Below are 13,368 nucleotides of genomic sequence, written 5' to 3'. Positions count from 1 at the left end.
TCCGGCACAATGATGGATGCCGGGACTATGCCGAACCGACTGCCCAAGCCCGCTGCGCGCAGCCCCCAGAACTTCAACAGTCACCTCGGCACAGTGATGGATGCCGGGACTATGCCGAACCGACTGCCCAAGCCCGCCCGTGACCGACGTCGGAGGTCGTCGCGTAGGGTGACGGCATGAGGTCGGCGACGCGCGAAGGGATGCCGCCTGCCGGCGTGCCGCGCAGCGGTGACGTGGCCCGTGACCCCCGGCCCGTCCACGGCCGCCCCCTCGAGACCGAGTATCGCCCACGTGTGCCGATCGACGCGCGCCGCGCGGTCATGGCACAGCAGCAGGGTGCGCACGATCCGGCTCACACCACCGCCGGCCCCGTGATCTGGCGCGCGATGCGCACCCCCGAGGGAGTCGCGACCCTCGCGATCCGCGTCGGCCGCGACCGCATCCGCGGGGCGGCATGGGGCCCAGGAGCCGAATGGGCGCTGGAGCAGCTCCCCCGGCTGTGCGGCGCGGACGACGACCCGGCCGGGTTCGACGCGTCCCGGCATCCACTCATCGCCGACGCCCATCGCCGGCACCCCGAGCTTCGCCTGGGGCGCACCGACCTCATCTTCGACGCCCTCGCGGGGGTGATCTTCGAACAGAAGGTCACGGGGCTCCAGGCGTTCGGCGCGTGGCGGATGATCCTGACCTGGTTCGGCGAGCGCGCTCCCGGGCCCACGCCGCGGCCGATGTTCGCCCCGCCCGCCGACTGGCACCTGATCCCCAGCTGGGGGTGGCACCGGGCCGGGCTCGAACCCCCGCAATCGCGCACGATCGTCGCCGCCGCGCGCCGCCGCGCATCGATCGAGCGTGCGGCGACGGCCGCCGCTGCCGACCACGACGACATCTTCACGAGTCTGCCCGGCGTCGGGGTGTGGACCAGCGCCGAGACCCGCATCCGCGCGTTCGGCGACCCCGACGCGGTGAGTGTCGGCGACTATCACGTCGCCCATGAGGTGGGCTACGCGCTGACCGGTCACCGCACCGACGACGACGGCATGCTCGAGCTGCTCGAGCCGTGGCGCGGCCACCGCCAGCGGGTGATCCGGCTGATCGGGCTCAGCGGAGTGCACGAGCCGCGGCGCGGCCCCCGCCTGCACCCCGAAGACCACCGCGATCGCTGACGCCCCGCCCGCGTAGTGTGGATGCCATGACGCAGACAGGCTGGCCCAAGGGACGCATCGGGTGGATCGCCGGCACCGTGGTGCTGCTCGTGCTCGGTGTCGTGATCGGGCTGATCCTGCACAACGTGTGGCTCGGACTGCTGCTGGCCGTGATCATCTCGATCGGCTGGCTCATCGCGTACGAGTCATGGCGCGGCCGCACACCCGGCCTCGACGACCCCTTCGACGACGGCGCACAGCTCTGACACCGGCCGACGCCGCCTCATCGGCGCGCTGACCAATAGCATGGGCGCATGGTGCTCCAGCTGCGCGGTCTGGCCTTCACGTATCGCGCACTGGCATCCCTCGCCATCGCCATCGGAATCGCACGGGTCTCGGGTGTACTGAGCGGCGACCCCACCTGGAGCGCGTTCCTCTATTACACGGTCCTCAGCAATGTGCTGTGCCTCGTGTGGATGCTCTGGTCGGCGATCCGCACCCTGCGCGACGCGCAGGAGGACGGCTGGCACGGCATCTCGACGCCCTCGCCGCGGTTCGCGGCGGCGGTGATGATGGCGATCACCGTCACGATGCTCATCTACCTGGTCGTCCTGGTGCCCTCGCTCTATGTGCAGCCCGGCGCCTACGAGCCGTTCACACTGACCGACAACCTGGTCCACATCGTCACGCCGCTGCTCGTCATCGGCGACTGGCTGCTGTTCGTGCCGAAGGGCGAGGTGCGCCGGCCCGACCCGCTGCTGTGGGCGCTCATCCCCTGGGCGTACCTCGTCTTCGCCTTCGTCTACAGCGCACTGGGCGGGCGCTTCGCCGCCGGCACCGCCTACCCGTATCCGTTCATGGACGTCGAGACGCTGGGCATCGGTGGCGTGGTCATGTGGCTCGTCGGGCTGACGGTCGCGCTGATCGGCATCGGCTACGGGTTCTATGCTCTGGATCGCCGACTCGCCACACGGAGGCCCGCATGAAGATCGCTGTTGCCGGGGCCACCGGTACCGTCGGAACCCACATCGCCGCGGCCGTCCGTGCGCAGGGCGACGAGGTCGCGCCCCTGACGCGCGGCAGCGGGGTCGACCTCGTCACGGGCAAGGGGCTGAGCGAGGCACTTCGAGAAGTGGATGCCGTGGTCGACGCCGTCAACATCACGACACTCTCCGCAGACGAGGCGACACGCTTCTTCCAGGCCGCGACCGGCAACCTCGCCACGGCCGCCCGGGCGGCGGGCGTGCGGCACTTCGTGCTGCTGTCGATCGTGGGCATCGACCGGAACCCGCACGACTACTACGCCGGCAAGCTCGCGCAGGAGCAGGCGCTCACCGCCAGCGGCATACCGGCAACCATCGTCCGGGCGACCCAGTTCCACGAGTTCGCGGGCCAGATCGCAGCCCGTGCCACGTTCGGGCCGCTGCAGCTCGCGCCGCGGGCGCGGACCCAGCCGATCGCCGCAGCCGAAGTGGGCACGCACCTGGCCCGCATCGCGGCCGGCGACCCGCAGCCGCTCGTCGAGCTCGCCGGTCCACGCGAGGAGCAGCTCGACGACATGGTGCGCCGCTACGCGCGCGCCCACGGTGCCCGCGGGTGGATCCCGGCGATCTCGGTTCCGTCGACGCAGATGAAGGGCATGCGGCAGGGACTGAACCTGCCCGGACCGGGGGCGATCATCGGCACGCAGACCTTCGACGAGTGGCTCGCAACCGACGCCACGGGCTGACCGGCTGCGTCACCCCACGCCGCGGTTGCGGCGGCGCATGGGCCGGGGCGCGCGATCTCCGAGGAAGGAACGCGCCGAGTCGACCACGAAGCCGCGACTGAGCGCCTCGCGGCCGATGAGCATCCGGAACCCCATCGCATCGCGATTGCTGAGCGTCACCTCGGCGGCCACCTCGCGACCGAGGAGGATGAGCCGCATGAGCACGACGACGCGCTCCTCGACGTGTCCCGACGAGCTGCGCACCCGACGCACGTCGAGCACAGGCGACTCGACCTCGACTTCGTCCGCGTCGGACCGCTGCCACGGCCGGATGCGGAAACGCACCCACGCCGTGCCGTCGCGGTCGAAGGACTCCACGTCGTAGGCGTGGATGGACGAGGTCTGTGCCCCGGTGTCGAGCTTCGCCTTGATCCACGGCACGCCGATATCGGGCAGCTGAACCCACTCTCGCCATCCCGCGAGGGTGTTTGAATGGGTGGACTCGCTCACCGCACCATCTTGGCAGGGGTTCCTCATGAAGCTCGCGATCCTCTCGCGCGCCCCACGGGCTTACTCGACGCAACGACTGCGCGCAGCCGCACAGCAGCGCGGTCATGACGTGAAGGTCCTCAACACCCTGCGTTTCGCGATCGACCTCTCGGGCGAGCTGCCCGATCTGCAGTACCGCGGCCGGCAGCTGAGCGACTACGACGCGATCCTGCCGCGCATCGGCGCCTCGATCACCTACTTCGGCACGGCGGTCGTCCGCCAGTTCGAGCAGATGGACGTGTACACGCCGAACACGGCCAACGGCATCTCGAACGCGCGCGACAAGCTGCGCGCGAACCAGATCCTCTCGCGTCACAACATCGGCATGCCGGCGACCGCTTTCGTGCGCAATCGCGCCGATGTGCGCCCCGCGATCGAGCAGGTCGGCGGCGCGCCCGTCGTCATCAAGCTGCTCGAGGGCACGCAGGGCATCGGGGTGATCCTGGCTCCTGAGGTGAAGGTCGCCGAGGCGATCATCGAGACCCTGCATTCGACGAACCAGAACGTGCTCATCCAGCGGTTCGTCGCCGAGAGTCGCGGGCGCGACATCCGTGCGCTCGTGGTGGGTGATCGCGTCGTCGCGGCGATGCGGCGTACCGCCCGCGGCGACGAGTTCCGTTCGAACGTGCACCGCGGCGGCTCGGTGGAGCCGGTCGAGCTCTCGGCGGAGTTCCGGGAGGCAGCCGTCAGGTCGGCGCAGATCATGGGTCTGCGCGTCGCGGGCGTCGACATGCTCGAGGGCGCCGACGGGCCCCTCGTGATGGAGGTCAACTCCTCACCGGGGCTGCAGGGGATCGAAGCGGCGACCCAGCTCGATGTCGCCGGCGCGATCATCGACCACATCGCCGGGCAGGTGGCGTTCCCCGAGATCGATGTGCGCCAGCGACTGTCGGTGTCGACCGGCTACGGCGTGGCCGAGCTCGTGATGCACGGCAATGGAGACCTCGTGGGCAAGACGCTCGGCGAGGCCGGTCTGTGGGAACGCGACATCACGGTGCTCACGCTGCACCGCGGGACCGCTGTCATCCCGAACCCCCGCAAGGGCGTCCAGCTCGAGGCGGGCGACCGGATGCTGTGCTTCGGCAAGCTCGAGGAGATGCGTTCGATGATCCCCGAACGCCGGCGTCGGCGCGCGCGCGTGCGGAAGCTGCCGGCCGAGCCGATTCCCGCGGAGGAGTAGGGCGCCGACCGAGGTCGCGCGGCCTGCCCGCGCCGGTCGCATCGTGGCAGACCGCGCACCCCCGCCGGTGACATCCCGGCGTGCAGCTCAGCCGAGCAGCCCGGGCCGGGCGAACTCCGCCCCCCGCACCCGCTCGTCGAGGAACGCGAAGACCGTCTCGTACCAGAGCTTCGCGTGCTGCGGGGCGAGCACCCAGTGGTTCTCGTCGGGGTAGTAGAGGAACCGGTGCGGGCTCGACCCGTCGTCCGCGGCGTAGTGCTCGTTGAGCTCCGCCCACAGCCGCAGGCTCTCGCCGATCGGCACGCGGTAGTCGCGGTCGCCGTGGATGACGAGCATCGGCGTGACGAAGTCTTCGACGAACCGGTGCGGCGAATTCTCGAGCATCGCCTCAGGCGTGAAGATCTGCTTCCAGTACCCGGCGTGATCGGTCGTGCCGCTGAACTGGTCGAGCGCCCACAGACTCGCGTGCGTCACGATGCCACGGAACCGATCGGTGTGCCCGGCGACCCAGTTCGCCATGTACCCGCCGAACGAACCGCCCATCGCCGCGGTGCGCGTCTGATCGATGTCGGGGCGGGACACCACGGCATCCGTGATCGACAGCAGGTCGGTGTAGGGCGCAGCGCCCCAGGCGTTCCAGCCGCGGGCGATGAACTCGAGCCCGTACCCGGTCGACAGCGCCGGGTCGGGCAGCAGCACCGCGTAGCCGCGGGCGACGGCCAGCTGCGGGTTCCAGCGCCAGCTCCACGCGTTCCAACTGCTCAGCGGGCCGCCGTGGATCCACAGCAGGAAGGGTGCGGGAGTCTCCGCCGACGCCCCCTCGGGCAGCAGCAGCCAGCCGCGCACGCGGGCGCCGTCGGCGGCGGCCGCCTCGACCTCGGTCATGGCGGCCGGCACCTCGGGCAGCGCGACCGGCGTCGTCAGCAAGGTGGCGGTGCCGTCGCGGGCGATGCGGACGGCGTGTGGCGGCGTCATCCAGTTCGTCCGCAGCGCGACCAGCTCCCCCGACGGCCGCACGTCGACGTCCGTGTAGGTGAAGTCATCGTCCGTCAGCTGCTCCACCGCGCCGCCGTCGACGGGCACCCGGAAGATCGGTCCGCGACCGTCTTGGTCGGCGGTGACGATGAGGGCGGTGTCGTCCTGATCGAAGTGGATGCCGGTGGGCCAGCGGTCCCAGCCCTCCGCGAGACGTCGCGGGTTCGACCCGTCGATGCCGGCGACCCACAGCTCCTGGTCCGCGGGTCCGGACGGGGTGGCCATGGCCGACTTCACGTAGGCGATCGTGGCGCCGTCGTGGCTGATCGCGGGCGCCTCGAAGTACGTGTCGCGCTCGTCGAACAGCTCGGTCACGGCGCCGGAGTCGGTGTCGATCGCGACCAGGCGGTACCGGGCGTCACGGCCCTGCGGCGTCTGCAGCGACACGACGAACGTGCGCCCGTCGGGCGAGAGGGCCGACCCGGCGGCATCGGCCTGCCGGCCGCGCACCAGCGCGCGGGGCCGCGGCAGCGATGCGGGGTAAGGGGTGGTGTCGATCTCTGCGTCTTCCTCGGACCCGGAGTCGCCGTCGGTCGCAGGCTCGGCGGCGAGGACCTCGATCGTGTCGGCGAGGCCGCCCAGGTCGAGGGCGTGGAACGCCGGCGCGGCGGGGCCGAGATCGTGGTCCCAGTGCCGGACGGGGTAGCTCTCGTGCAGGATCGCCGAGATCTTCTTCTTCTTGCGGTCGGCGCGGCGCCGCGCGTCGTCCTCGATCGACTCGGAGGCCGGCAGCAGCGACGAGCCGATGACGATTCGATCGGAGGCCTCGGCAGTGACCACATCGGACACACCTGCCGCCAGCCTGGTCACCGGGCGGGCCTCGCCGCCACCGGCAGGCAGCAGCCACAGCTGCGCCTGCGGGTCGTCCTCACCGTCACCTTCGCTGTCGGGACGGGCAGAGATGAACAGCACGTCGCCGTCGGCGGTGAAGGCGGCACCGGACTCGCCCTTGGCCGAGCGGGTGAGTCGCACCGGCATCCCCTCGCCTTCGACGGGAACCTGCCACAGCGAGCGCTCATAGGCGGTCTTGTCCTTGTTCAGCGTGGCCACCGTCAGCACCGCCCGGGTGCCGTCCGGCGAGAGGGCGAGCCCCTCGATGCGGGGAAGTGCGTAGTAGTCGTCGAGGGAGTCGAAAGCGGTCGCCATGCCTTCCACGGTACCTGCGGCGATCACCGCCGGGGCACCGCCGGAAGGATGAGATCGGCGGTGCCGCCTCCACGGCGAGCGATGGCGCGCAGGTTCACATCTCTTCGTGGGTGTCGGGGTCGCCGTCCCACAGCCGCCCGCGCTCGAGACCGCTGAGGGCTGCCACCTCGGCATCCGTCAACGAGAAGCCGAACACGTCGGCGTTCTCGCGCTGCCGCTGCGGGTCGGCGGACTTGGGGATCGGCGTCGAGCCGAGCTGGACGTGCCAGCGCAGGACGACCTGAGTCGGGGTGACCTCGTGCGCGGCGGCGATGTCGGTCACCACCTGCTCGGCGAGCAGTTCGGTGCGGCGCGCGAGCGGGCTCCAGCTCTCGGTGCGGATGCCGCGCTCGGTGTGGAATGCCCGCAGCGCCGCCTGCGGGAAGTACGGGTGCATCTCGACCTGGTTGACCGCCGGCGTGACCCCGGTCTCGTCGATCAGCCGCGCGAGCATGGGCTCGGTGAAGTTGGAGACGCCGACCGAGCCGACCTGACCCTCGTCGCGCAGCGCGATCATCGCGCGGAACGTCTCGACGTACTTGCCGACCGAGGGGTTCGGCCAGTGGATCAGGTAGAGATCGATCTTCTCGAGCCCGAGCCGCTGCAGCGACCCCTGCGCGCTGCGTACCGTTTCGTCGAATCCGTGGTCCCGGCCGGGCACCTTGGTGGTGACGATGAGCTGATCCCGGATGCCGGTGCGCCGCACCGCCTCGCCCACTTCGGCCTCGTTCTCGTAGTTGACGGCGGTGTCGATGACTCGGTAGCCGCTGTCGACGGCGGCCACGATCGCGTCGACGCCTTCCGCACCGCGCAGATTGTAGGTGCCGAGACCGAGGGCGGCGAACTCGGAGCCGTCGTTGAGCGTGACCGTGGGAATGGTGACCATGGCCCCAGGCTACGCCGACAGCAGCGACTCGATCGTCGAGATGACGCCCTGATCGGCGTTCGACGGCGCCCGGAAGCGGGCGACCGCGGCGACATCGGGGTGGGCGTCGGCCATCGCGTACGACCAGTCGGCGGCCTGCAGCATCTCGAGGTCGTTGAGGTAGTCGCCGAAGGCGGCCGTCTGCGCCGTGGTCACACCCATCGCCTCCTGCAGCCGGCGCAGCGCCACGCCCTTGTTCACGCTCTGGTTCATGACGTCGACCCAGTGCTGTCCCGACACGACGACCTGGAAGGTCTCCCGCAGGTCGGCGAGGTGGCGCGCGGTGTGGGTCTCGCCGCCGTCGAAGTCGTAGATCGCGATCTTGAGGAACTGGTCGTCGACCGCGGTGAGGTCCTCGACCGCCTCCAGCGCCGCGTAGTACTTCTCGGTCTCGGCCACGAACTCGGGATCGGCGCCCTCGATGTAGGCCGACCGCTTGCCGCACAGCACGACCCCGGCGCGGAGGGTGCCGTCGGCGACGAGCTCGCGCACGCGGGTGATGATGGATGCCACGTCCTTCGGGTCCATGGCATCCGAGCTGACCTCGGCACCGTCCCGCACCACGTACGCGCCGTTCTCGGCGATGTAGTCCAGTTCGCACGCGACACCGGAGAACATGCGCTGCAGGGTGCTCAACTGCCGCCCGCTCGCGGGCGCGAAGGCGATGCCGCGCGCGTGCAGCCGCTCGAGCAGCGGCCACAGGGTCGCGGGGATCGCGCCCGAGGGTTCGAGGAGCGTGCCGTCCATGTCGACGGCGATCAGGCGGATGTCAGCGGTGGTGGTCACCCCGCCATCCTTCCAGGCGGGGGCGCCGGCGGGCCGGGCAAGCGTCCGCCGGGGGCGACCACGCCGGTTTCGGGTTAACCCGAAGCCAGGTCTCCGGGTGGCTCTGGTGTCACGCGCGACGCCCCGCCATACCTTGGTGTCATGACTTCGACAGCTCCCCCTCCCGTGCGGCAGCGCATCGGCATCCTGACCCACCTCGGTGCCATCGCCCAGCTCGCCGCCATGGGCATCGTCGGCACCGGCGTGTTCACGATGCTCACCGTCCTGCTCAGCGTCGGCCTCAGCCTCCTTCTGGTCATCGGCATCGGCGCGCTCTTCCTGATCGCGTTCGTCTACGTGCTCTACGCGGCCGGCTGGCTCGAGTACGAACGCGTGGACGGCCTGTACAACTGCGGACTACCGGCGCTGCGACCGCGCCGCAGCGGCCGGCCCGGCTTCGGCGGCTGGCTGCGCACGCTCTGGCAGCAGTTCATCGACGGCCCGATGTGGCGAGGCATCGCCAGCGCGGCCATCGCCACGGTGCTGGGCCTGATCGTCCTGCCCTCCATCACCTGGTTCGTGCGCAGTATCGGCATGCTGTTCACACCGCTCTCCGGTGCCGACGTGACCCGGTTCCCGGGGACCGGCATCGTGATCGGCACGGAGTGGGCCGTGATCGTCGGCATCATCGGGCTCCTCGTGTCGGCCGCCATCCTCGTCGGCATCGCCCCGCTGCACGCGGTGCTCACCCGGTCGATCCTGGTGCCCTCCCGCGAGGCGATCCTCGCCGAGCAGGCCCGCACCGCCGGTGTGCAGCGCGAAGGCGCCGTCCGCGCCAGCGAAGTCGAGCGCACCCGCATCGAGCGCGACCTCCACGACGGCGTCCAGCCGCGGCTGGTCTCGGTCGGCATGACCCTGGGCCTGGCCCAGCAGAAGATCGACAGCGACCCTGCCGCCGCCAAAGAACTCATCGACGAGGCGCACACCTCGACAAAGGCCGCCATCACCGAACTGCGGCAGCTCGCCCGCGGCATCCACGCCTCTGTGCTGGACGATCGGGGGCTGGATGCCGCACTCTCGGCGCTCGCGGCCCGCTCGCCCATCCCGGTGCAGCTGGACGTGCGTCTCGACGGCCGGTGCAGCTCGACGGCCGAAGCGGCCGTGTACTTCGCGATCGCCGAGTCGCTCACCAACGCGGCCAAGCACTCCCGTGGCTCGGAAGCCCGCGTGGTCGTGCGCCGCCGCGACGACGGCACCCTGTGGGCCCGCGTCGAGGACAACGGCATGGGCGGCGCGCGGGTGCTGCCCGGCGGTGGCCTCGACGGCATCGTGAACCGCGTGGCCGCCGCCGGCGGCACCGCCCGCATCGACAGCCCCACCGGCGGCCCGACCGCCCTGGAGGTGAGCGTCCCGTGCGCATCCTGATCTGCGAAGACTCCGCCCTGCTGCGCGAAGGCCTCGTCCGCGTGCTCGCCGATGCCGGCCACGACGTGGTCGCGGCCCTGCCCGACGCCCACGATCTCGTGGACACCGTGGCATCCGCCACTCCCGATCTGTGCATCCTCGATGTGCGACTGCCCCCGACGTTCACCGACGAGGGCATCCGCGCGGCGCTCACCCTGCGGGCGGCGAACCCGGCCCTGCCGGTGCTGGTGCTCAGCCAGTACGTCGAGGAGCGGTACGCCAGCGACCTCATCACGTCGCACGGCGCCGCCCTGGGCTACCTGCTCAAGGACCGGGTCGCCGATGTCCGCGAGTTCCTCGAGTCGATCGAGCGGATCGGGGCGGGGGCAACTGTCCTCGACCCCGAGGTCGTGGCCCAGCTGCTGATGCGGCGCTCCCGCGACGAGCGCATGGCGCGGCTCACCGACCGCGAGCGCACGGTGCTCGCCCTGATCGCCGAGGGCAAGAGCAACCAGGCGATCGCCCAGGCGCTGTTCGTCTCGGAGGCCAGCGTCGAGAAGCACATCACATCCCTCTTCCAGAAGCTCGACCTCGAACAGGACGAGCACGGCAACCGGCGCGTCCTCGCAGCGCTGGTCCACCTCGAACACGGCGGCGCCCAGCCGCAGAACGGAGCCTGACATGAGCACCACGATCACTCCCCCGCCCCCGGTCCCCCCGACAGGCGGCTACGCGCCGCAGCCGCCGCAGCCGCGCTCGACCTCACGGGTCATCGCGATCCTCGCGATCTGCCTCGGTGCCGTGCTGATCCTGGGCGCGATCACGACCGCGGCCTTCTCCGCGATCCGCGCGGCGGCGGTGAGCACCGGCACGCTGACCGCCGACGCGACCGGCATCACCGAACTCGACATCGACGTGGACGCGGCCGGCTTCCGCCTCGCCTACGGCGGTGACGAAGCGAGCCTCGAGGTCACCGGCGGATCGGGATCGTCGGCCTGGCGGCTCGACCGCGACGGCGACACCCTTCGGGTCCACTCGACCCGCCCGTGGTGGGGCGGCTGGAACTGGTGGGGCGATGACGAGCGCGTCGTACTGACCCTGCCCGACCGTTACGAGGACACACCTCTGGACGCCTCGTTCGACCTCGGCGCCGGTTCGATCACGGCCGACGGCACCTATCGCGAGCTCGAGCTCGACCTCGGTGCCGGGGCGATGGACATCACCGGAGTGGCGGAGCACGTGGATGCCGAGATCTCGGCCGGCCGCGCCTCGCTCGACCTCGACGAGGTCGACACCGCCACACTGAGCATCAGCGCCGGCTCGATGGACGGTGAACTGCGCGGTCCGGTGACGGCCCTCGACCTGGACGTGAGCGCCGGGCGCATGGTGCTCACCATCCCCGACCAGACCTACAACCTGGACCAGGACGTGTCGGCCGGAGACCTCACCCACGACCTCGACACGTCGAGCAGCTCACGCAACACCATCACCGCGTCGGTGTCGGCCGGGTCGATCGACCTGCGCCCCGCGCGCTGAGCACCACCGAAAGGCTCCCGGACCTGCGCCGGGAGCCTTCCGGCATCCCTCCCCACGATCCGCTCGGCCGACCCGCCGCGCTGGGGGATCTCGAGTTGGCGCACAACTCGGACACGCAGACCGATCCTGAGTTGGCGCTCCCGTCGGGTGTTTCCGCGAATACCCGACGGGAGCGCCAACTTTCAAGAGCGCCCGGCCATTCGGCCCGGACGAGTAGTTTGGTGACCGTGACCACTCCCATCGATGCCACCGCCACGTCCGCCTGGGCCGAACTCGACGCCCGTTCGCAAGACTTCACGCCCGACCTGCGGGGCTGGTTCGCCGCCGACCCGGATCGGGTCGAGCGGTTGACGTTCGACCTCGCCGACCTGCGCGTGGACCTGTCGAAGAATCTCGTGGACGACGGCATCCTCGCCTCGCTCGTGAAGCTCGCCGAGCAGACCGGCGTCGCCAGGCGCTACGCCGCAATGCTGGCCGGCGCGCACATCAACGCCACCGAAGACCGTGCCGTGCTGCACACCGCGCTGCGCCGTCCGGCCGGCGCACAGCCGGCGCTCGTCGTCGACGGGCAGGACATCGACGCCGACGTGCAGGGGGTGCTCGACGCGATGACCGTGTTCGCCGAGCGGGTGCGCTCGGGCGACTGGGTCGGGGTGACCGGCAAGAAGGTCACGCACGTCGTCAACATCGGCATCGGCGGGTCGGACCTCGGGCCGGTGATGATCTCGGCGGCGCTCGAGCCGTATGCGACGGCCGGCATCCAGGCGCGGTTCGTGTCGAACATCGATCCGTTCGATCTGGCCCACAAGACCAAGGACCTCGACCCTGAGACGACGCTGTTCATCGTCGCGTCGAAGACCTTCACGACGCTCGAGACCCTCACCAACGCGCGGCTCGCGCGTGACTGGCTGTGGGCGGGACTGGCCGCCGCGGGCGCGATCGACGGGTCGGACGCAGCCAGGACAGACGCCGTCGCCCACCATTTCGCCGCCGTCTCGACCGCGCTCGACAAGGTCGCCGCGTTCGGCATCGACACCGCCAACGCGTTCGGGTTCTGGGACTGGGTCGGCGGCCGCTACTCCGTCGACTCGGCGATCGGACTGTCGCTGATGATCGAACTCGGGCCGGACACGTTCCGCGAACTGCTCGCCGGATTCCACGCGGTCGACGAGCACGTGGCATCCACCCCTCTGGCACGGAACGTGCCGGTGCTGATGGGGCTGCTGAACGTCTGGTACACGAACTTCCTCGGCGCCCAGTCGCACGCGGTGCTGCCGTACGCGCAGCAGCTCTCGCGCTTCGCGGCGTATCTGCAGCAGCTGACGATGGAGTCCAACGGCAAGTCGGTGCGGTGGGACGGGTCGCCGGTCACCTCCGACACCGGTGAGATCTTCTGGGGCGAACCGGGAACGAACGGCCAGCACGCGTTCTACCAGCTGATCCACCAGGGCACGCGGCTGATCCCGGCCGACTTCATCGCGTTCGTGAATCCGGCGTACCCGCTGGCCGACGACGGGCGGGACGTGCACGGCCTGTTCCTGGCGAACTTCCTTGCGCAGACCAAGGCGCTCGCGTTCGGCAAGACCGCCGCAGAGGTCGAGGCTGAGGGAACCACCGGACCGCTCGTGGCGGCACGCACGTTCGCCGGCAACCGCCCGACGACATCGATCTTCGCACCGGCGCTGACACCTTCCGTGCTGGGGCAGCTGGTCGCGCTGTACGAGCACATCACCTTCACGCAGGGCGTGATCTGGGGCATCAACTCGTTCGATCAGTGGGGTGTGGAGCTGGGCAAGCAGCTGGCGCTGCAGATCGCCCCCGCCATCGAGGGGGATGCCGATGCCGTGGCCGCGCAGGATGCCTCCACCCGCGCGCTGCTGGACTACTACCGCGAGCATCGGGCATAGGACTGCAGCGGCGGGGTAAAGCTGCGGCGTGC

13 protein-coding genes are annotated in these 13,368 nt (G+C 70.5%); 9 read left to right on the top strand and 4 right to left on the bottom strand.

The features are described from left to right. Window positions 1-176 precede the first annotated feature (176 nt). Genes BKA10_RS00145 through BKA10_RS00130 form a run of 4 tightly spaced genes read left to right on the top strand, consistent with a single transcriptional unit; the run spans window position 177 to window position 2,871 of the window. A complete protein-coding gene (locus tag BKA10_RS00145; RefSeq protein ID WP_372491428.1) occupies window positions 177-1,163 on the top strand; it encodes a DNA-3-methyladenine glycosylase family protein in 987 nt (328 codons plus the stop codon). 26 nt (window positions 1,164-1,189) lie between these two features. Continuing rightward, window positions 1,190-1,408 (top strand): hypothetical protein, encoded by a 219-nt coding sequence (locus tag BKA10_RS00140; RefSeq protein ID WP_183497828.1) that lies wholly within the window; start codon window positions 1,190-1,192, stop codon window positions 1,406-1,408. 48 nt (window positions 1,409-1,456) lie between these two features. After that, window positions 1,457-2,128: a Pr6Pr family membrane protein gene (locus BKA10_RS00135; protein WP_183497826.1), complete on the top strand. Its 672-nt coding sequence runs from the start codon at window positions 1,457-1,459 to the stop codon at window positions 2,126-2,128. Next, window positions 2,125-2,871 carry an SDR family oxidoreductase gene (locus BKA10_RS00130; RefSeq protein WP_183497824.1) on the top strand — a complete coding sequence of 249 codons (747 nt, stop codon included), beginning with the start codon at window positions 2,125-2,127 and terminating at the stop codon, window positions 2,869-2,871. The genes BKA10_RS00135 and BKA10_RS00130 overlap by 4 nt, the downstream gene beginning before the upstream one ends. Window positions 2,872-2,880: 9 nt before the next feature. Here BKA10_RS00130 and BKA10_RS00125 read toward each other — a convergent pair whose 3' ends face one another. After that, window positions 2,881-3,387, bottom strand: a complete 507-nt coding sequence (locus BKA10_RS00125) for an ATP-dependent zinc protease family protein (protein ID WP_183497822.1) — start codon at window positions 3,385-3,387, stop codon at window positions 2,881-2,883. Between BKA10_RS00125 and BKA10_RS00120 the strand changes: the two genes are divergently transcribed. After that, window positions 3,386-4,579, top strand: coding sequence for a RimK family alpha-L-glutamate ligase (locus BKA10_RS00120; protein ID WP_183497820.1), 1,194 nt, complete (start codon window positions 3,386-3,388; stop codon window positions 4,577-4,579). The two genes, BKA10_RS00125 and BKA10_RS00120, sit on opposite strands and share 2 nt — an antisense overlap. A gap of 87 nt (window positions 4,580-4,666) precedes the next feature. Here the strand turns inward: BKA10_RS00120 and BKA10_RS00115 are convergent, their stop codons facing one another. The 3 genes from BKA10_RS00115 to BKA10_RS00105 form a co-directional block, all read right to left on the bottom strand. Next, window positions 4,667-6,760: a S9 family peptidase gene (locus tag BKA10_RS00115; protein ID WP_183497818.1), complete on the bottom strand. Its 2,094-nt coding sequence runs from the start codon at window positions 6,758-6,760 to the stop codon at window positions 4,667-4,669. Between the two features lie 94 nt (window positions 6,761-6,854). After that, window positions 6,855-7,685 carry an aldo/keto reductase gene (locus BKA10_RS00110; RefSeq protein WP_183497816.1) on the bottom strand — a complete coding sequence of 277 codons (831 nt, stop codon included), beginning with the start codon at window positions 7,683-7,685 and terminating at the stop codon, window positions 6,855-6,857. Between the two features lie 9 nt (window positions 7,686-7,694). Next, the gene (locus BKA10_RS00105; RefSeq protein WP_308221565.1) at window positions 7,695-8,510 is read right to left on the bottom strand and encodes a Cof-type HAD-IIB family hydrolase; all 816 of its coding nucleotides are present in this window, start codon (window positions 8,508-8,510) and stop codon (window positions 7,695-7,697) included. 141 nt (window positions 8,511-8,651) lie between these two features. Between BKA10_RS00105 and BKA10_RS00100 the strand changes: the two genes are divergently transcribed. From BKA10_RS00100 to pgi, 4 genes are all read left to right on the top strand, one after another. Beyond that, entirely contained in the window at window positions 8,652-9,914 is a 1,263-nt protein-coding gene (locus BKA10_RS00100; protein ID WP_183497815.1) for a sensor histidine kinase, read from the top strand. Next, the gene (locus tag BKA10_RS00095; protein ID WP_183497813.1) at window positions 9,902-10,573 is read left to right on the top strand and encodes a response regulator; all 672 of its coding nucleotides are present in this window, start codon (window positions 9,902-9,904) and stop codon (window positions 10,571-10,573) included. The genes BKA10_RS00100 and BKA10_RS00095 overlap by 13 nt, the downstream gene beginning before the upstream one ends. Window position 10,574: 1 nt before the next feature. After that, complete coding sequence (locus BKA10_RS00090) at window positions 10,575-11,429, top strand: DUF4097 family beta strand repeat-containing protein (protein ID WP_183497811.1); 855 nt, start codon at window positions 10,575-10,577, stop codon at window positions 11,427-11,429. A 227-nt stretch (window positions 11,430-11,656) separates the two neighbouring features. Continuing rightward, on the top strand, window positions 11,657-13,336 hold the full coding sequence (pgi, locus tag BKA10_RS00085) for a glucose-6-phosphate isomerase (RefSeq protein WP_183497809.1): 1,680 nt from the start codon (window positions 11,657-11,659) through the stop codon (window positions 13,334-13,336). The last annotated feature ends 32 nt before the right edge of the window (window positions 13,337-13,368 follow it).

Source organism: Microbacterium invictum (genome assembly GCF_014197265.1).
Lineage (GTDB): Bacteria > Actinomycetota > Actinomycetes > Actinomycetales > Microbacteriaceae > Microbacterium > Microbacterium invictum.
This window is presented reverse-complemented; position numbering and strand designations above follow the sequence as displayed.